We start from the raw sequence: 19819 nt of genomic DNA, 5'->3' as shown, positions 1-19819 counted from the left end.
ACAACAAGGCACCTTGTTACGGTTGAAATGTCGTCGCGCTGCTCGTCGAGCGCACCCTCACCAGCGTCAGGAGAGCACATGAAACCGCAGATCCCCGGGGCCCCGGGCTCCGCGACCCCGTCCGTGGAAGAGCCGACGCAGCCTGCCGGCCCGCTGCCGCAGTCAGCGGATCAGCGCGGCGCCGCAGCCGTGGGCCCGACCGGCGCGCCGCTCGACGGCGCCGACCCCCGAGTCCAGCAGGGGGAGTTCCTCACCACCGCGCAGGGTGCGCGGCTGTCCGACACGGACCACTCGCTCAAGGCGGGGCGGCGCGGACCGACCCTGCTCCAGGACCACCACCTGCGGGAGAAGATCACCCACTTCGACCACGAGCGCATTCCCGAGCGCGTCGTCCACGCCCGGGGAGCCGCCGCGCACGGGGTGTTCGAGTCCTACGGGACCGCGGGGAAGCTCACGCGGGCGCGATTCCTCGCCGAGAAGACGAGCACCCGGGTCTTCACCCGCTTCTCCACCGTCGTCGGATCGCGCGGATCGGCCGACGCCGTGCGCGACACCCGCGGCTTCGCCACGAAGTTCTACACCGACGAGGGGACGTTCGACCTCGTCGCGAACAACATCCCGGTGTTCTTCATCCAGGACGGCATCAAGTTCCCCGACGTCGTCCATGCCGCCAAGCCGCATCCCGACCGCGAGATCCCCCAGGCACAGAGCGCCCACGACACCTTCTGGGACTTCGTCTCCCTCCACACCGAGGCGCAGGCCCACGTCATCTGGCAGATGTCCGACCGGGGGATCCCGCGGTCGCTGAGGATGATGGAGGGCTTCGGCATCCACACCTTCCGGATGATCAACGCCGAGGGCGGGACCTCCCTGGTGAAGTTCCATTGGAAGCCCGAGCTCGGCGTGCACTCCCTCGTGTGGGAGGAGGCGCAGATGATCAACGGCGTCGACCCCGACTTCCATCGCCGGGACCTCGCCGACGCGATCGAGTCCGGGGCCCATCCGCAGTGGGAGCTCGGGGTGCAGGTGTTCCCGGACACCGAGGACCAGATGTTCGAGGGCATCGATCTGCTCGACCCGACCAAGCTCGTGCCAGAGGAGCTCGCCCCGGTCGAGCCGCTCGGCCTCCTCACTCTCGATGCGAACCCGCGGAACTACTTCGCGGAGACCGAGCAGGTCGCCTTCCACCCCGGCCACCTGGTCCCCGGCATCGACGTCACGAACGACCCGCTCCTCCAGGCGCGGATGTTCTCCTACCTCGATACCCAGCTCTCCAGGCTGGGCGGGCCGAACTTCGCGCAGCTGCCCATCAATCGGCCCCATGCGCCCGTCAACGACATGCTGCGCGACGGGATGCACCAGACCGCCGACCACGCCGGGGTGGCGCCGTACCGGCCGAACTCGCTCGACGGCGGGTGCCCCTTCCACGCCGGGGCCGAGGACGGAGCGCTCATCGATTTCCCCGAGGCGCTGCCGGAGTCGCTCAAGCTGCGGGAGAATCCCGCGAGCTTCGACGATCACTTCTCGCAGGCCGCCCTCTTCTACCGCAGCCTCACCCCGGTGGAGCAGGAGCACGTCAAGCAGGCCTACACCTTCGAGCTCGGCAAGTGCTACGAGCAGCCGATCAAGGAGCGCCAGCTGCAGTGCCTGGCGGAGATCGATGCGGGGCTGTGCGCCGCGGTCGCCGCAGGCCTCGGCCTGCCCGCACCGGCCCCGCAGAAGCGGACGGAGTCGGAGGACGGACGGACCAGCCCGGCCCTCTCGCAGGTGGGAGGCAGCTGGCCGACCGCGGGCAGGACGATCGGCATCGTCGTCGACGCGCACACGCGGGCGAAGGACGCCACCGCATTGGCCGAGACGATCGACGAGCAGGGCATGGTGCCACTCATCATCGCCCCGGTCGGCGGGACGCTGGACGACGGCACCCCGGTGCAGCGCACGTACCTCACCGCCCGCTCGGTCGAGTTCGATGCGCTCGTCTTCGCCACCTCGGGGGCGGCACCGGGCCCGGACGCGGAGGGGGAGAAGGATGCCAAGGCCGCCGACCCGACCGGGCTGGGGCCGGTGGATCCGCGTCTCGTCCTCCTCGCCGCCGAGGCCTACCGCCATTGCAAGGCGCTGCTCGTCACGCCCCGGACGCCCGTGCTCGAGGCGGCCGGCATCACCCCGGGTGCACCCGGGGTGGTCCTCGACGATCCCCGGTCCGGGCTCGAGGACCTGTTCGGACTCCTGGCGGCTCATCGCGTGTGGGAGCGGTTCTCCGACTGAGGGTTCGCCGCGCGTGCACGGCAGAGGCCCGGAGCCGACGGCTCCGGGCCTCTGCCGCGTTCGGGTGCGTCGTCAGGGGGTCGGCATGCCGCCGTTGACGTTGAGCGTCTCGCCGAGCACGTAGCTCGACTCCGGCGAGGTGAGGAACACGTAGGCCGGGGCGAGCTCGGTGGGCTGCCCGGCACGGCCGAGCGGCGTGCTCTTCCCGAACTCCGGCAGCGCCTCCTTCGGCTGCCCGTCCGACACCTGGAGCGGGGTCCAGATCGGGCCGGGAGCCACGGCGTTGACGCGGATCCCCTGCCCGGCGAGGGACTGCGCGAGCCCCTTGGTGAAGTTGTTGATCGCCGCCTTCGTCGAGGCGTAGTCGAGCAGGTGCGTCGAGGGCTCGTACGCCTGCACCGAGGTCGAGTTGACGATCGTCGACCCCGGCGGCATGTGCTTCACCGCGGCCTGCGAGATCCGGAAGATCGCGTGGATGTTCGTCGCGAAGGTCTGCGTCCACTGCGCGTCGGGGAGATCGGAGAACTCCTCGACGGCGATCTGCCGCCCGGCGTTGTTGACGAGCGCGTCGAGGCCGCCGAGCGCGTCGACGGCGCGCTTGACGAGCTCGGTGCAGAACTCCGCATCGGAGATGTCGCCGGGGAAGAGGAACGCGCGGCGTCCCGTGTCCTCGATGACCGACTTGATCTCCTGGGCATCGGCCTCCTCCTCCGGCAGGTAGGACAGCGCGATGTCGGCACCCTCCCGGGCGAAGCCGATCGCGACGGCGGCGCCGATGCCGGAGTCGGCACCGGTGATGAGCGCCTTCCGGCCCTCGAGGCGACCCGTCCCGCGGTAGGAGCGGTGCCCCCGGTCGGTCTGCGGGGTGAGCTCCTGGTCGAGACCGGGCTCGGGCTGGTCCTGCTTCGGGGGCGAGATCACGGGGAAGCGGGTGACGGGGTTCTGGAAGGTCAGCTGGTCGGTGGTGGAGTGCTGGGTCATGGTCCCTCCTCAGGAGCCGAAGATGCCTACGGCGTAGGCGATGAACAGGAAGACGAGGGCGAGGACCACGAGTGCGATCGCGATGATCGGGCCCTTCGATCCGGGGTCGAGGTGGCCGACTGCGATTCGGGAGGCGTGTCGCCCGGTCGCACGCCGCCGCCGGGTTCGAGGTCCGGATCCCCCTGCGGGGCGGGGTCGAGGTTGGGGTTGTGCTCCGTGTGCTCGGAGTTCATGGGATCGGGGTTGCTGCGCGGGTCGTTCGCGGACATGGGCGTTCCTCTCTGTCGTCGCCGAGGGGACGGTCGCCCCCTCGTGGTGATCATCGGTGGGCGCGTTCGATGCGTTCGTACTCGTCGAGCAGGGAGCGGGCGTGCTCGCCCGCCGCTCCCTCCGCGCGCAGGCCCGTCCGCATCGCCTCGAGCTTTTCCTCGAGGTGGGGCAGCGGGGGCAGCAGCGGCATCGCGGCGTCGGTGCGCGCCTCGACGACCACCGGGGTGCTTGCGGCGAACGCCTCCTCGAGCACCGCGGGGACCTCCGTCGGGTCGGTGATCCGCAGACCGCGCAGGCCGAGCAGCTCGGCATAGCCGGCGAAGTCGAACCGCGGGATGTCCTGCGAGGGGGCGAACCGGGGCTGGGCCTCATACTCCCGCTGCTCCCAGCTCACCTCGGCGAGGTCGCGGTTGTGGAGGACGAGCAGCACGAACCGCGGGTCCTCCCACGTGCGGTACCGCTCCGCCAGGGTGATGAGCTCGTTGATCCCGAGCATCTGCATCGCCCCGTCGCCGGCCACGGCGCACACCGGCCGGGCGGGTGCGACCTCCTTCGCCGCGATGCCGTAGGGGATCGCGCACCCCATGCTCGCCAGGGTGCTCGAAAGATGGGCGGGCACCGAGGTGGGCAGCGGCATCTGGCGGACGTAGTGGTAGACGCAGCTGCCGACGTCGATCGCCACCTGGGCGTCGTCGGGGATCCGTTCGGCGAAGCGCCGGACGACGAGCTCCGGATTGAGCGGGGCGGCGGGGACCTCGGCCCTCTCCCGGCTGATCGTGCGCCAGTTCCGGATGTGCTCCTCGACCCGGGTGCGCCACGATGGAGCGGGGCGATCGCCGAGTCTGTCGAGCAGCGCCGTGATCGTCGGCCCGCTGTCGCCCACGAGGCCCACCTCGACCGGATAGCGGTTGGCGAGCATCGCCGGATCGATGTCGATCTGCACCGCGCGCGCCTGTCCCGGAGCCGGGTAGAACTCCGTCCACGGGTCGTTGGACCCGATGATGAGGAGGGTGTCGCACTCCTGGAGGATACGGGCCGAGGCCGTGGTCCCCAGGTGCCCCATGGTGCCCGCGGCCAGGGGGTGGGACTCGTCGACGTAGGGCTTGCCGAGCAGGCTCGTCGTGATCCCGGCGCCGAGGTGCTCGGCGAGTCGGACGACCTTCTCCTGAGCGCGCGCGGCGCCCCTACCGGAGAGGATCGCGATGCGCTCGCCGGCCTCGATGACGCGCACGGCGGCGTCGAGGTCGTCCTCGCGGGGGAGCACCTGACCGGTGGTCCAGCGCGGTGCGGTGACGACCTCCCCGTGCTCCTGGCCGAGCTCGGGCGCCGGCGCCTGCTGGACGTCGTGGGGCAGGATGACGACGGCGGGCTGCGCGGTGGAGAGCGCCGAGCGGAACGCCCGGTCGATGACCATGGGCACCTGCTCGGGAGCGGCGACGAGCTGGGTGAAGTTCGCGGCGACGTCGCCGAAGAGCGATTGCAGGTCGATCTCCTGCTGGTAGTCCGAGCCGAGCGCGGTCGTGTGCTGCTGGGCGACGAGCGCGACCACCGGGGCGCTGTCGAGCTTCGCATCGTAGAGCCCGTTGAGGAGGTGCACCGCGCCGGGGCCCTGCGTCGAGGCGACGACCCCGACGGACCCGCTGTACTTCGCCTCGCCGACGGCCATGAAGGCCGCGCTCTCCTCGTGCTTCGCCTGGATGAACTCCGGGGCCCGGTCCGCGCGGCCGAGAGCGCCGAGGAGCGGGTTGTTGCCGTCGCCGGGGTAGCCGTAGATGCGCTCGACCTCCCAGGCGAGGAGTCGCTCGACGATGAGGTCGGAGACGGTGCGGTCGGTGTCGCTGGGGGTCATCGTGGTCCTCTCGGTGCGCTCCCGGGCGAGCGGGGGTCAGGACGGGGTGGTCGCCCGCGGGTCGAGGACGACCTTGACACACCCGTCGGTCTTCTGCTGGAACATCGCATAGGCCTGCGGCGCGGCCCCGAGCGGCACCCGGTGGGTGACGAGATCGTCGATGCCGAGCGGGTCGGCCGGGTCCTCGACGAGCGGGAGCAGGTCGTCGATCCAGCGCTTGACGTTGCACTGGCCCATCCGGAGCTGGATCTGCTTGTCGAACAGGGTGAGGAGCGGCATCGGGCTCGCCTGGCCGCCGTACACCCCGCTGAGCGAGACCGTCCCGCCGCGGCGCACGAGATCGATCGCGGCGTGGAGCGCGGCGAGCCGGTCGACGCCGCCGGTCTCCATGAGCTTCCGGCCGAGCGCGTCGGGCAGCAGGCCGACCGCGGCGTGCGCCGCCCGGCCGACCGGGGATCCGTGGGCCTCCATGCCCACGGCGTCGACCACCGCATCGGGCCCGCGACCGGCGCAGGACTCGCGGATCGAGGCGATGCCGTCGGCGGTGGCGCCGACGACCTCGACCCCGTGGCGGGCGGCCATCTCCCGGCGCTCGCGCACCGGGTCGACGCCGAACACCCGGGCGCCGAGGTGGACGCCGATCCGCGCGGCGAGCTGGCCGACGGGGCCGAGGCCGAGCACCGCGAGGGTGTCGCCGGGGCCGATGCCCGCGTACTTCACGCCCTGCCAGGCCGTGGGCAGGATGTCGCTGAGGAACAGATAGCGGTGGTCGGGGAGCTCGGTGCCGACCCGGATGGGGCCGAAGTCGGCGTGCGGCACCCGGAGGTACTCCGCCTGCCCGCCGGGCACGGACCCGTAGAGGCGCGAGTAGCCGAACAGCGCGGCACCGGAGTCGTGCTCCCGGACCTGGGTGGTCTCGCACTGGGAGAAGAGGCCGCGGTCGCACATCCAGCACCGGCCGCACGCGATGGTGAACGGGACGACGACCCGGTCGCCGACGGACAGCCGGGTGTCCGACCCCGCCTCCACGACGATGCCCATCGGTTCGTGGCCGACGATGTCACCGGCGTCCATGAAGGGACCGAGCACCTCGTAGAGGTGCAGATCCGATCCGCAGATCGCCGTCGAGGTCACCTCGATGATGGCGTCCGTGGGATCCCGCAGGATCGGGTCCGGGACCGTCTCGACGGTCATCGTCCGCTTGCCCTGCCATGTCACCGCTCTCATCGCGGTCCTCCTCGTTCGTCGTGTGCGTCGTGCAGGGCCCCGCGCAGCAGGCGCAGCGCGGCGTCCTCAGTCCGGGCGAGGACCTCGAGCGGCTCGCCGTCGAAACGGTGGAGCTCGGTGCGCGTCACCCCGCCGACGCGCACGGCCAGCCAGGTCGTGCCCGGCGGATTGCCCTCCTGCCCACCGGGGCCACCGGCTCCCGACGCGGCGACGACGGCATCGGCCCCGAGGAGCGCGGCGGCTCCCTCGGCCATCGCCGTCACCGCCTGCTCGCTGATCACCGGTCCGCGAGGTACGCCGAGAGCGCGATGCTTGACCTCGGATCCGTAGCTCACGATCCCGCCGGCGAACCACGCCGACGACTCCTCGGCGGCTGCGAGCCGCGTCGCGATCCGCCCGCCGGTGAGCGATTCGGCGACCCCGACGGTCGACCCGAGTGCCCGGGCCGCCGTCGCGATCTCCTGTGCGAGGCCTGCGGCGGAGGTGGTGAGCTCGTCGACCGCGCTCACCGCTCCCCGTCCCCGCTCGTCCCGGACCCGGGGTCATCCGTGTGCGGTTCGAAGGTCTCGCGATCGGCGCGGAGCGCGCGCTCCCGCGCGTAGGCATGCACCGCGTCGAGCACCGCGAGCTGGTCGTCGACCTTCGCCGCGAGCTCGGCGAACACCGCGGGCTCGAGCCCGAGGAGCCCGGCGTTGCTCTCGAGGGTCTGCCAGCCGCCGCGCTTGCCGACGACGGCGCTGCGCATGAGCTCGGCCTCGAGCACGAGGGTCATCGGGGAGCGGGTGAGCATCGTCCCGTTGGCCTTGAGCCGGGCGAGGCGCTCCCCGGCCCAGGACGCCGCCTGCCGGTGGGGCAGCTGCTTGAGCCCGAGCGTGCGGATGAGGCTGCGGAGGAACGCCCGCTCGCCCCGGATCTGCTCGGCGAGCTCGGACAGCGCCGCATACACCGGGGTGCCGGCGTAGGCGCCTGCCATCCGCTCGATCCGCTCGACGCCTGCGGTGGCACCGGTGAGGTGGTCGGAGAGGTAGAGGCCGAGGAGGTCCCGATCGACCGCGCCGTCGATCTGCGGCAGCTCTCCCGAACGGCTGAGCGCGGAGTCGGCGGACGCCTCCGGGAGACGGTGCTCGTCGCGGGGTCGCATGGGCACCGAGGACGTGCCGCGGCCCTCGGCCATCGCGTCGACAAGCTCGCCGAGCGTCTGCGCAGCGGTGTGCGCCGGGGCCCAGCCGAGCTCGGTGCGGGCGCGGGTGCTGTCCATGACGGGGACCTGCATGCCCATGTCGAGCCAACCCGGGTCCGCCGGCACGGCGCCGACCCGGTGGGCTCCGGCGAGCGCGGCGCGCACCCCCGCGGGCGGGACCTCGACGTACCGGCCGTGGTCGACGACATCGGCGAGCTCCTGCGGGCCGAGGACATCGTCGGCGCAGATGTTGAACGCGCCTCCCGCACGGGCGGCGACGGCCGCGGCATAGGCGGCGCCGACGTCCTCGGAGTGGACGGCCTGCACGCGGAGTCCGCGGGGCACCGGCAGCACGGGGAGACGGCCGGCGCGCAGCGCCTGGACCGGTGCGAGGGCACCGAGGAAGTAGCGCTGGATCTCCGAGGCCGCATCGGGCTGGAAGGTGAGCGCCGGGCGCAGCCGGGTGAGGACGACCTCCGGGTGCTCGGCGGAGAACCGGTCGAGCACCCGCTCCTGCGCGACCTTGTCGACGCTGTAATGGGAGCTCGGGATCCCCTGGGTCGGCCAGGACTCGTCGCGCGGTCGCGCGTCGGCGGCGGGGGAGTAGGCCCCGACCGAGGAGGCCACGACGAGGTGGGGCACCCCGGCGGCGACGACGGCCCGGGCGACGTGGGCGGTGCCGTCGACGTTGACGCGCCGGAGCAGCGCGCGGTCGGAGTTCGGCTGGATGAGCCACGCGAGGTGGACGACGGCGTCGACGCCGTCGAAGACGCGGGTGAGCGCGTCGACCGCGTCCGCCGGTTCGACGGCGGCGCCGATGTCGATCGAGTGCCACTCGCAGCCCGCGTACGGTGCGGCCGACCGGTCGGGCAGGCGGCGCGCGATGCCGAGGACGGAGCTCACCTCGTCCCGGGCCCCCAGGGCTCTCAGCACCGCGGTCCCGACGTTCCCGGTGGCTCCGATGACTGCGACCCGCATGCTCGTCCTCCTCGTCATGGACACCGCGGCAGGCGCCCTCGTGACTCCCGAACCTACCCGGTGGAACGGGGTCGAGTCGATGGTTCCGACATCAAGACACCTTGTGATTCTCCTGATCGCTGCAGCGATCTCGCGACCCGGCGAACACCGTCGACGTCGGACTGCTGCGGCGGCGGGCGGTGCTCAGACCATCGTGAGCCCGAGGGCGAACCACCCGAGGGCGAGGCCGAGGACGACGATGTTGGGGACGTTCCACTGCGATTCGGCAGCGGGAGGGTGGATGTGCTCCGAGCTCCCGAACCGTGCATGCGCCTCGAGCACCGCGTCGATCTGCCGGGAGGGGCGCGCGGAGATCTCCCGGCGGCCGTCGGGCCCGCGGGTGAACCGTCGACCGCCCGCGGGCAGGGCCCATGCGGGGACGGGCCGGCCGGTGCGCCGCTCGACGCTCAGTCCCAGGCGCCGGTCGAAGCCGATGATCTCGGACCAGGGGAGGCGATGGGTGCGGAACGGGTTCGCGATCCACAGGCCCTGAGGACTCAGGCGGAGGTGCGGATGGCCGTAGAGGACCCAGGCGAGGACGGCGGGGGCGACGGCGAGCCCGGCGAGTCCGGCGGCACGGTCGGGACGGGCCTGGAGCATGACGGTGACGAGGGCGACGGCGCAGATCAGACCCACTGTCGTGGCGATCACGCGGGACCCGGCGGTGCGGAGCACGGCGGGGTGCGGGGCGAGGGGATCACTCGGGTGCGCGGTCATGTCTCCGGGTCGGTTCGGGGGCGTCTCGAATTGATAACGATACCCCGATTATTCCGCGATACGAGACGTCGGTCACGTCCGGGCCGACTACTGTCTCATCAATTCGTGTTGTGCTCTGCGGCCCGCCGACCGGCGGTGCGGTGCGAGCACGACACCCGGCAGGACCGGCACGGTCCACGACCTCATGAGGGAGCGAACACGGTGAAGAGACGACTTCTGACGACCGGAGCAGGCCTGGCGGCCGCAGCCCTGGTGCTCAGCGCCTGCACTCCGCCCGGCAGCGGCGGCGACGGCGGGAACGGCGGCGGCGACGGCGGCGGTGAGGGCGGCGGCGACTCCGTCATCAACGTCGGCTGGAACGAACCCTTCCGCTCCGTCAACACCATGACCGCCAACGGCAATGCCGTGGCGAACTCGATCGTCACGTACCTGATGAACGACAACTTCAAGTACTACGACGACTCCCTCGAGCTCCAGGACGGTAACCTCGGCTCCGTCGAGCAGGTGTCCGAGGACCCGCTCCAGGTCAAGTACACGTTCGCCGACTCCGCGACCTGGTCCGACGGCACGCCCGTGGACGCGGCCGACCTCGTCCTCGCATGGGCGGCGCAGTCGGGCAACTTCAACACCGTCGAGTCGAACAACGACGACGAGGGCAACGTCAAGGAGAACCCCGAGGGCACCGTCTACTTCGACTCCTCGAGCATCGGTCCGGGCCTCATCAAGGACTTCCCGGAGATCTCCGAGGACGGCAAGGAAGTCACCTTCACCTACTCGGAGCCGTTCGCCGACTGGGAGACCAGCCTCGGCCTCGGGTCCGACGGCATCGGCGTCCCCGCGCACATCGTCGCGAAGAAGGCCCTCGGCACCGAGGACCCGGCGGAGGCGAAGCAGCAGATCCTCGATGCGGTCGAGAACGAGGACGCCGGTCAGCTGTCGTCGATCTCGAACACGTGGAACACCGGGTTCGACTTCACCTCGCTGCCCGATGATCCGGATCTCCTCGTCCACAACGGGCCGTACCAGATGACCGCGTTCGAGGAGGGGCAGTACCTCACCCTCGAGCTCGACGAGAACTACTCCGGCCCGGTCGAGCCGAGCGTGCAGACGATCACCTACCGCTACAACGAGGACCCGATGGCTATGGTCCAGGCGGTCGAGAACGGCGAGGTCGACATCACCCAGCCGCAGGCGACCGCCGACGTCCTCCAGGCCGCGGAGGGCATCGACGGGGTGAACGTCGACACCGGCGACGGTGCGACCTACGAGCACGTCGACCTCACCTACGACAACAACGGACCCTTCGACCCGGAGAGCTACGGCGGCGACGAGGAGAAGGCCAAGAAGGTCCGCCAGGCGTTCCTCATGACGATCCCGCGCGACCAGATCGTCGAGACGATCATCAAGCCCCTCAACGAGGAGGCCGTGGTCCGCGACTCGCTCTACCAGGTGCCCGGCTCGCCGATGTACGACGCGATCGTCGCGGAGAACGGCAGCGACATGTACGCCGAGACCGACGTCGAGGGCGCGCGTCAGCTCCTCGAGGAGGCCGGGGTCGAGTCGCCCGAGGTGCGCTTCCTCTACGGCGCGTCCAACCAGCGTCGTGCCCAGCAGTTCCAGCTCATCAAGGAATCGGCCGAGGAGGCCGGCTTCACGGTGATCGAGGACGGCGACGACAACTGGGGCACCCGGCTCGGTGACGGCACCTACGACGCCTCGCTGTTCGGCTGGCAGTCGACGACCACCGGTGTGTCGAACGCCGATGCGAACTGGCGGACCGGCGCGCAGAACAACTACGGCGGCTACAGCAACGAGGAGCTCGACTCGATGCTCGACGATCTTCTCGCGGAGACCGACGAGCAGGCGCAGCAGGAGGGCATCATCGAGGTCGAGCGGACGCTGCTCGAGGACGGGTTCGGCATCCCGATCTTCCAGCACCCCGAGCTGCTGATCTACCGCGACCGCGTCCAGGGCGCCAGCTCCACCACGGTGTCCCCGACGATGTTCTGGAACTACTGGGAGTGGCAGGTCTCCTGATCACACCCGGTCGGCGGGGCCGTGAGGCCCCGCCGACCACTCCTTCTCGCCGCGCGATCGGGCCCGGCGGCGGCGTCGCAGCCCGCGACGACACCGCCGGGACGGTCGAGCGGCCCCGCACTCGCCGGAAGCTCCCATGCTCACATTCCTGCTCCGCCGATTCCTCTCCTCGGCCCTCGTCCTCCTCGTCGTCTCCTTCGTCATCTATCTCCTCCTCGACGCGGCGATGGACTACTTCTACGACCTGCGATCCTCGACCTCGCCGAACATCGCGGCACTGTACGAATCGCGGACCCGGCTGCTCAACCTCGACACCCCCGTCCTCGTCCGCTACTTCCTGTGGCTCGGCGGCGTGGGCGGCTGCCTCATCGGCTCCTGCGACCTCGGCACCGCCTGGCAGAGCGGCCAAGAGGTCACCTCGATGCTCCCGGGGGCGATCGGCAACACCGTCAAGCTCGTCACCGCCGCGACCCTCGTCTCGATCGTCCTCGGCATCGCCGTCGGCATGGTGTCGGCGATCCGGCAGTACACGGGCTTCGACTACTTCATCACCTTCGTCTCCTTCCTCCTGTACTCCCTTCCCGTGTTCTGGGTCGCGGTGCTGCTCAAGCAGTACGGGGCGATCGAGTTCAACAACTTCCTCAACGATCCGGTGGTCGGCTGGACCCCGATCATCCTCCTCACCGTCTTCGCCGGCCTGTTCTGGATGGCGGCGATCGGCGGTTCGGCGAAGCGGCGGGCCCTCACCTTCGTCCTCGCGGCCGCGGTGACCTTCGCGACGATCTACTTCGTCCTCGCTACCGGTCGGCTCCACAACCCGAGCATCGGCATCGTCGGCGTGGCCCTCACCGGTCTGGCGACCGCAGTCGTCGTGGTCTACCTGTCGACCGGTCTGAAGAACCGCCGCTCGCTCTTCACCGGCCTCACCGTCGCGGTCCTCGGGATCGCCCTCTACATCCCGCTCCAGTGGCTCTTCTACCTCGTCCCGATGAACTGGCTGCTCATCATCGGCCTCGTCATCGTGTCGATCCTCCTCGGCATCGGCGTCGGCCTCGCGTTCGGCGGTCCGGACAAGTGGGCCTCGGCCCGCACCGGGGCGATCACCGCGGTGATCATCTCCGCGGTCGTGTTCTTCGACCGGATCTTCCAGGAGTGGGGCCGCTACTCGTCCCATCCGGCGATCAACAACCGTCCGATCGCGACCATCGGCGCCACCACGCCGAACATCGAGGGGGACTTCTGGTTCCGCAACCTCGACTCCTTCACCCACCTGCTGCTGCCCTCGATCGCGCTCATCCTCATCTCCTTCGCGACCTACACCCGCTACACCCGCGGGTCGATGCTCGAGGTGATGAACCAGGACTACATCCGCACCGCCCGGGCCAAGGGCCTCGGCGAGCGCACGGTGATCATGCGGCACGCGCTGCGCAACGCCCTGCTCCCGCTCGCCTCGATCATCCCGGTCGACATCATCACCCTCATCGGCGGAGCGGTCATCACCGAGACGATCTTCGGTTGGAACGGCATGGGCAAGATGTTCATCGACTCGATGAACCGCAACGAGCTCGAGCCGGTCATGGCCTACATCCTCATCACCGGCATCCTCGCCATGGTGGCCAACCTCGTCGCCGACTTCCTGTACGCCGTCCTCGATCCGCGAATCCGGGTGCACGCATGAGCACAGCAGTGAATACCGACCACGATCCCGACGCCTACGGCGACGGCGAGAACTCCTCGATCGAGCACAAGGAGACCGAGGGCCTGTCCCAGTCGGCCATCGTGTGGCGGAAGTTCATCCGCCACACCGGCGCGATCGCCGGGCTCAGCGTGTTCGGCCTCGTCGCCCTGCTCGCCTTCACCGCCCAGGGAGTCGGACCGATCCCCGGCTGGTGGATCCACGGGCACCAGGCCTCGAACCCGATCCTCAACCCGTCGGGCGCCCCGACCTGGACGCTCGCCGATCCGTTCTCGCCCGGGGTCCACCCGTTCGGCCAGGACGAGATCGGGCGGGACAACTTCGCCCGCGTGATGAAGGGCACCCAGATCTCCATCATGGTCATGCTCATCATCGGCGCGATCTCGATGGTCATCGGCACCCTCGTCGGCGCGCTCGCCGGCTTCTACCGCGGCTGGCTCGACTCGGCCCTCATGCGGATCACCGACGGGTTCATCATCCTGCCGACCATCGTCGTCGGCGCCATCCTCGGCAAGCTCGTGTCGAACTCGAACGCCGTCATGCTCGGCATCGCACTCGGCGCGATCCTGTGGACCGGTCTCGCCCGTCTGGTGCGCGGCGAGTTCCTCGCCCTGCGCGAGCGGGAGTTCGTCGACTCCGCGCGCGTCGCCGGCGCCTCGGACGTCCGCATCATGTTCAAGCACATGCTGCCCAACGCGCTCGGCGTCGTCATCGTCAACACGACGCTCCTCATGAGCCAGGCGATCGTGCTCGAGACCGCGCTGAGCTTCCTCGGCTTCGGCATCCGCTCACCCGAGGTGTCCCTGGGCTCGCTCATCAACGAGTACCAGACGGCGTTCTCGACCCGCCCGTGGCTGTTCTGGTGGCCGGGCCTGTTCATCATCGTCGTGGCGCTGTGCATCAACTTCATCGGCGACGGCCTGCGCGATGCGAACGACCCGCGCCAGAAGAAGATTCCGAGCCAGCGGCAGATGGACCGCGCCGCCAAGCGCGAATCGGAGGCCCCCGCCGCCGGAGGCGTGCGCGGGGACGCCGTGACGAACCCGAACGCCGCCAAGCCGGGCCAGCGCCCGACGGAGGAATGACATGTCGGACACACACACTGCAGCAACCCGCGCCCCGGTGCTCTCGGTGCGCGATCTCAGCGTCCGCTTCTGGGTGGGCGGGGAATGGTTCACCGCCGCCGAGGACCTCGACTACGACGTCCATCCCGGTGAGGTCCTCGCGATCGTCGGCGAATCCGGCTCCGGGAAGTCGCAGTCCTCGATGTCGCTCATCGGGCTGCTGCCGGCCAACGGCAGGGCCTCGGGCTCGGCGCGCCTCGGAGACCGCGAGCTCATCGGCATGCCGCAGTCGCACATGCGCGGCGTCCGCGGTCGGGACATCTCGATCATCTTCCAGGAGCCGATGACCGCGCTCAACCCGGTCTACACCGTGGGCTACCAGATCGTCGAGACCCTGCGCACGCACTTCGACATGGGGCCGAGCGCGGCCAAGGAGCGGGCGCTCGAGCTCATGCGGCTCGTCGAGATCCCGGAGCCGGAGAAGCGCTTCGACTCGTTCCCGCATCAGCTCTCCGGCGGCCAGCGGCAGCGCATCATGATCGCGCAGGCGCTCGCCTGCGATCCCAAGCTCCTCATCGCCGACGAGCCCACCACCGCGCTCGACGTCACGGTGCAGGCGGAGATCCTCAAGCTCATGCGGGACCTGCGCGAGCGCATCGACTCCGGGATCATCCTCATCACCCACGACATGGGCGTCGTCGCCGACATGGCGGACCGGATCCTCGTCATGCGCAACGGGCGCGTGGTCGAATCGGGCACCTCGGCAGAGATCTTCGGCAATCCGCAGCACCCGTACACCCGGCAGCTCCTCGCCTCGGTGCCCCACCTCGGGGCGAACCTCTCCGGCGGCGCGCTCGGCGGCGTCGACCTCGACGCGGTCTCCGCCGACCCCGAGCACGCGGTGGTCGGCAGCGAGGCGGTCGCCGACGACGGCGCGACCGGACCGGACGAGGACGCCGGAACCCGCGAGATCACGCTCGATTCCACCGAGATGCTCGTCCATCCGGGCGGCCGGTGGGAGGGCGGCGGCACGCCGGCCCTGCGCCTCGACGGCGCGAGCATCGAGTACCCCGCGAGCGGCCGGCAGAAGGCGTTCCGCGCCGCGCACCGGATCGACATGGAGATCGGGGCCGGCGAGGTCGTCGGACTCGTCGGCGAATCCGGCTCGGGCAAGACGACGATCGGCCGCGCCGCGCTCGGCCTGCTGCCGGTCGTCGAGGGCTCGATCGAGGTCGTCGGCACCGACATCACCGGGATGAAGAACTCCCAGCTGCGCAAGCACCGCCGCGATGTCGGGATCGTGTTCCAGGACCCGGGCTCCTCCCTCAACCCCCGACTCCCGGTCGGGGAGAGCATCGGCGAGCCGCTGCTCCTCCACGAGGGCCTCAAGGGGCCGGAGCTCAGCCGTCGGGTGGAGGACCTGCTCGACTCCGTCGAGCTGCCGCGCTCGATGCGCAACCGGTACCCCCACGAGCTCTCCGGCGGCCAGCGCCAGCGCATCGGCATCGCCCGGGCGCTCGCCCTCAAACCCAAGCTCCTCATCGCCGACGAGCCGACCTCCGCGCTCGATGTGTCGGTGCAGGCGAAGGTGCTCCGGCTGTTCAGCGAGCTCCAGGAGGAGTACGGCTTCGCGTGCCTGTTCATCTCCCACGACCTCGCGGTCGTCGAGAGCGTGGCCGCGCGGATCGCGGTCATGCGCCACGGGCACATCGTCGAGATCGGCCCATCGTCCGCGGTGATCTCCGCGCCGCTCCACCCCTACACCCGGCGTCTGCTCGCCGCCGTCCCGGTGCCCGATCCCGAGGAGCAGCGCAGGCGGCGCGAGACCCGCGACGCGGTCATCGCCGCGACCACCGAGTGAGGAGCGCCCACCGGGCGGCGACCGGCGGGGCGGTGCGCCGCCCGCCGTCGCTCCGCGGTGTCCGGCGGCCCTATACTGGGCTGTCGGACACCTGGACCGCCCCACCTCTTCCAAAGGGAATCGATGACTGAACTCACCTCACGCCGTGCCGATCGCCGCAACGTCGCGATCGTCGCGCACGTCGACCACGGCAAGACCACGCTGGTCGACGGCATGCTCCGCCAGGCCGGTGCCTTCGGGGACCACGGCGAGGTGCAGGAGCGGGTGATGGACTCCGGCGATCTCGAGCGCGAGAAGGGCATCACGATCCTCGCGAAGAACACCTCGATCAGCTACAGCGGCCCCTCGGCCGCCGGCGAGACGATCGTCATCAACGTCATCGACACCCCCGGTCACGCCGACTTCGGCGGCGAGGTCGAGCGCGGGCTGTCCATGGTCGACGGCGTCGTGCTCCTCGTCGACGCCTCGGAGGGCCCGCTGCCGCAGACCCGCTTCGTGCTCCGCAAGACGCTCGCCGCGAAGAAGCCGGTGATCCTCGCGATCAACAAGACCGACCGGCCCGACGCCCGCATCGACGAGGTGCTCGAGGAGGCGCAGGACCTGCTCCTCGGCCTCGCCGGCGACCTCGTCGACGAGGTCCCCGACATCGACGTCGACGCGGTGCTCGAGGTGCCCGTCGTCTACACCTCCGGCAAGGCCGGGCGCGCCTCGATGCACCAGCCCGCCGACGGCGAGCTCCCGGACAACCCCGATCTCGAGCCGCTGTTCGCGACCATCCTCGAGCACATCCCGGCGCCGGCGTACAACGACGACGGCGTCCTCCAGGCCCACGTCACCAACCTCGACGCCTCGCCGTTCCTCGGGCGCCTTGCGCTGCTGCGGATCTACGGCGGCACGCTGCGCAAGGGCCAGCAGGTCGCGTGGATCCGGTCCGACGGCACGGAGAAGTCCGCGAAGATCACCGAGCTCCTCGAGACCCAGGGCCTCGATCGCGTGCCTGCGGAGTCGGCGTCCGCCGGCGACATCGTCGCGATCGCCGGGATCCCCGACATCATGATCGGCGACACCATCACCGATCCCGAGGACCCGCGCCCGATGCCCCCGATCACCATCGACGATCCGGCGATCTCGATGACCATCGGCATCAACACCTCGCCGCTCGCCGGCCGCGAGAAGGGCACCAAGGTCACCGCCCGCATGGTCAAGGACCGGCTCGACGCCGAGCTCGTCGGCAACGTGTCGCTGCGCGTGCTGCCCACCGAGCGCCCGGACGCGTGGGAGGTGCAGGGCCGCGGCGAGCTCGCGCTCGCGATCCTCGTCGAGCAGATGCGCCGCGAGGGCTTCGAGCTCACCGTCGGCAAGCCGCAGGTCGTCACCCAGGAGATCGACGGCGTCGTCCACGAGCCGCTCGAGCACGTGACGATCGACGTCCCGGAGGAGCACCTCGGCGCCATCACCCAGCTCATGGCCGCCCGCAAGGGCACCATGGAGACGATGTCGAACCACGGCAGCGGCTGGGTCCGGATGGAGTTCAAGGTCCCCGCCCGCGGCCTCATCGGCTTCCGCACCCGCTTCCTCACCGAGACCCGGGGCACCGGCATCGCCAACTCGATCTCCGCCGGGCACACCCCATGGGCGGGCGCGATCGAGCTGCGGAACAACGGCTCGCTCGTCGCCGACCGCGCCGGCGCCGTCACCCCGTTCGCGATGATCAACCTCCAGGAGCGCGGCACGTTCTTCGTCGAGCCGACCTCGGAGGTGTACGAGGGCCAGGTCGTCGGCGAGAACGCCCGCAACGAGGACATGGACGTCAACATCACCAAGGAGAAGAAGCTCACGAACATGCGCTCGGCGACCGCCGACTCGTTCGAGAACCTCACTCCGCCGCGCAAGCTCACCCTCGAGGAGAGCCTCGAGTTCGCCGGCAACGACGAGTGCGTCGAGGTCACCCCCGGCACGGTGCGCATCCGCAAGGTCGTCCTCGACCAGAAGGAGCGGCAGAAGCTCTTCAACGCCCGCCGCCGCCAGAACGCATGACCGAGGGGCCCGCCGCAGCCGGCGCGCGCGTCGCCACCCGGACTCTGTCCGCGGCCGAGGCGCGCGTCCTCTTCGTCCACGCCCATCCCGACGACGAGTCGATCATGACCGGCGGGACGATGGCGCTGCTCGCCGCCTCCGGTGCCCACGTCACGCTGCTCACCGCGACCCGCGGCGAGGGCGGCGAGGTCATCGGGGAGGAGCACGCCGCGCTGTTCGGCGACCGCCCCGGACTCGCGGCCCATCGGGAGACCGAGCTCGCCGCGGCGTGCGCCGCGCTCGGGGTGACCGACCACCGATTCCTCGGCGACGGACCCCGCGGCGGGGCGACCGGCGGACTGCCCGCCCGTCGCTTCGAGGACTCGGGGATGGAATGGGGTCCCGACGGCCACGCGCAGGAGCCGGCCGACATGCCCGCCGACGCCCTGTGCCGGGCTTCGGTCGACGAGGTCGCCGGCTACATCCGGGAGGTCGTCCGCGAACTCGACCCCCACCTCGTCATCACCTACGCCGACGGCGGCGGCTACGGCCACCCCGACCACCGGCACGTCCACCGGGCGACCGTCGAGGCGCTGCGCACTTCTGTGGACGCCGACCCGGGGCGCGGCGCGCACACGCCGCCCGTGCTGCTCTTCGCCGACGTCCCTGCCGACCGCGCCGCCGCCGCCTTCGATCCCACCCGCCCCGGCTTCGATCTCACCGGGTTCGAGCCCGCGAGCTCCGTCCCGACGATCGCCGCGGAGGCCCCGATCGCTGTCGCCCAGGACGTCTCCGCCTTCGCCGGCGCCAAGGCGATGGCGATGGCCGCCCACCGCACCCAGGTCGTCGTGGCCGGGGAGTTCTTCGCGCTCTCCAACGGGGTCGGCCAGCACATCTCCGACATCGAGCACTACACGGCGGCCTCCCACCCCGGACCGGATCCCGATCCCGATGCTCCGTACGAATCCGTGCTCGACACCGTGCGCGTCCCGGTCCATGCGCCCGATCCCCATCCGGTCCCCGGAGCAGGTGCCGGTGCAGGTGCCGGTTCCGGTGCGGTCGCGACCGCCGGAGCGGGGGCCGCGGGCACCCGCGCGGATTCGGCCTCGGGCGTCTCGCCGGAGTCCGCGGGCACCCCCGCGGATCCGGCCGCGCGCCGCCGTCCCGGGATCGGCGGTGCGATCCACGCGCTCGTCGTCGGCCTGCTCATCGGCGCCCTCGGCTCCCTCCAGCACCTCAACGCCTCCGTCGTCGACCTCGCCGGGCAGACCGTCATCCTCCCGTGGGGCCTCGCGATCGCCCTCGCTCTCGCCGCCGCGGGGCTGTGGCACATCGGCACCCTCTACCGGTCGACCGGACTCGTCGTCCTCACCGCCGCGACGGTGTCGGCCATCGGATTCGTGTTCGGGCAGCCGGGGATGCTGCCGGGCAGCGACCTCGTCGTCACCGGATCGCTCCGCAGCCTCGCGTGGCTGTTCGGCCCGATGATCATCGCGGCGCTCTTCGCGTTCACCCTGCCGGCGCTGCGCCGTCGACCGGCATCGGTATCCGATCGCAACCCGCGCTAGCTCCGGCAGGTGACCCTGCTGTAGTAGATTGTGCTCGACCGCCCGCACCACCCTCGTGACAGTGAGTT

14 protein-coding genes are annotated in these 19819 nt (G+C 70.8%); 7 read left to right on the top strand and 7 right to left on the bottom strand.

All coding sequences use genetic code 11. The annotated features are described in order from the left end of the window. Positions 1-78 precede the first annotated feature (78 nt). Entirely contained in the window at positions 79-2268 is a 2190-nt protein-coding gene (locus tag C1A17_RS03970; RefSeq protein WP_245873414.1) for a catalase, read from the top strand. Between the two features lie 72 nt (positions 2269-2340). Here the strand turns inward: C1A17_RS03970 and C1A17_RS03965 are convergent, their stop codons facing one another. The 7 genes from C1A17_RS03965 to C1A17_RS03935 all read right to left on the bottom strand — a co-directional run bounded on the left by C1A17_RS03965 (position 2341) and on the right by C1A17_RS03935 (position 9509). Then, a complete protein-coding gene (locus C1A17_RS03965; protein ID WP_101650926.1) occupies positions 2341-3249 on the bottom strand; it encodes an SDR family oxidoreductase in 909 nt (302 codons plus the stop codon). Between the two features lie 26 nt (positions 3250-3275). Then, complete coding sequence (locus C1A17_RS14330) at positions 3276-3482, bottom strand: DUF6480 family protein (RefSeq protein WP_245873481.1); 207 nt, start codon at positions 3480-3482, stop codon at positions 3276-3278. A gap of 86 nt (positions 3483-3568) precedes the next feature. After that, positions 3569-5368, bottom strand: a complete 1800-nt coding sequence (locus tag C1A17_RS03955; RefSeq protein WP_101650924.1) for a thiamine pyrophosphate-requiring protein — start codon at positions 5366-5368, stop codon at positions 3569-3571. Between the two features lie 36 nt (positions 5369-5404). After that, positions 5405-6595 (bottom strand): alcohol dehydrogenase catalytic domain-containing protein, encoded by a 1191-nt coding sequence (locus C1A17_RS03950; protein WP_101650923.1) that lies wholly within the window; start codon positions 6593-6595, stop codon positions 5405-5407. Then, positions 6592-7104: a CinA family protein gene (locus tag C1A17_RS03945; protein WP_101650921.1), complete on the bottom strand. Its 513-nt coding sequence runs from the start codon at positions 7102-7104 to the stop codon at positions 6592-6594. The genes C1A17_RS03950 and C1A17_RS03945 overlap by 4 nt, the downstream gene beginning before the upstream one ends. Next, the gene (locus tag C1A17_RS03940) at positions 7101-8753 is read right to left on the bottom strand and encodes an NAD-dependent epimerase/dehydratase family protein (protein ID WP_101650919.1); all 1653 of its coding nucleotides are present in this window, start codon (positions 8751-8753) and stop codon (positions 7101-7103) included. Before C1A17_RS03940 ends, C1A17_RS03945 begins: the two co-directional genes overlap by 4 nt. Positions 8754-8936: 183 nt before the next feature. Continuing rightward, positions 8937-9509 (bottom strand): PH domain-containing protein, encoded by a 573-nt coding sequence (locus C1A17_RS03935; protein ID WP_101650917.1) that lies wholly within the window; start codon positions 9507-9509, stop codon positions 8937-8939. A gap of 201 nt (positions 9510-9710) precedes the next feature. Between C1A17_RS03935 and C1A17_RS03930 the strand changes: the two genes are divergently transcribed. The 6 genes from C1A17_RS03930 to C1A17_RS03905 all read left to right on the top strand — a co-directional run bounded on the left by C1A17_RS03930 (position 9711) and on the right by C1A17_RS03905 (position 19751). After that, positions 9711-11546, top strand: a complete 1836-nt coding sequence (locus tag C1A17_RS03930; protein ID WP_101650915.1) for an ABC transporter family substrate-binding protein — start codon at positions 9711-9713, stop codon at positions 11544-11546. Positions 11547-11682: 136 nt separating this feature from the next. After that, the gene (locus C1A17_RS03925; protein ID WP_101650913.1) at positions 11683-13224 is read left to right on the top strand and encodes an ABC transporter permease; all 1542 of its coding nucleotides are present in this window, start codon (positions 11683-11685) and stop codon (positions 13222-13224) included. Beyond that, on the top strand, positions 13221-14327 hold the full coding sequence (locus C1A17_RS03920) for an ABC transporter permease (RefSeq protein ID WP_101650911.1): 1107 nt from the start codon (positions 13221-13223) through the stop codon (positions 14325-14327). Before C1A17_RS03925 ends, C1A17_RS03920 begins: the two co-directional genes overlap by 4 nt. Before the next feature lies 1 nt (position 14328). Further along, positions 14329-16167 (top strand): ABC transporter ATP-binding protein, encoded by a 1839-nt coding sequence (locus C1A17_RS03915; RefSeq protein ID WP_101650909.1) that lies wholly within the window; start codon positions 14329-14331, stop codon positions 16165-16167. Positions 16168-16290: 123 nt separating this feature from the next. Beyond that, a complete protein-coding gene (typA, locus tag C1A17_RS03910) occupies positions 16291-18204 on the top strand; it encodes a translational GTPase TypA (protein WP_101650907.1) in 1914 nt (637 codons plus the stop codon). Then, positions 18201-19751 carry a PIG-L family deacetylase gene (locus C1A17_RS03905; protein ID WP_101650905.1) on the top strand — a complete coding sequence of 517 codons (1551 nt, stop codon included), beginning with the start codon at positions 18201-18203 and terminating at the stop codon, positions 19749-19751. Before typA ends, C1A17_RS03905 begins: the two co-directional genes overlap by 4 nt. Positions 19752-19819: the final 68 nt, after the last annotated feature.

The organism is Brevibacterium ihuae (assembly GCF_900184225.1).
GTDB lineage: Bacteria > Actinomycetota > Actinomycetes > Actinomycetales > Brevibacteriaceae > Brevibacterium > Brevibacterium ihuae.
This window is presented reverse-complemented; position numbering and strand designations above follow the sequence as displayed.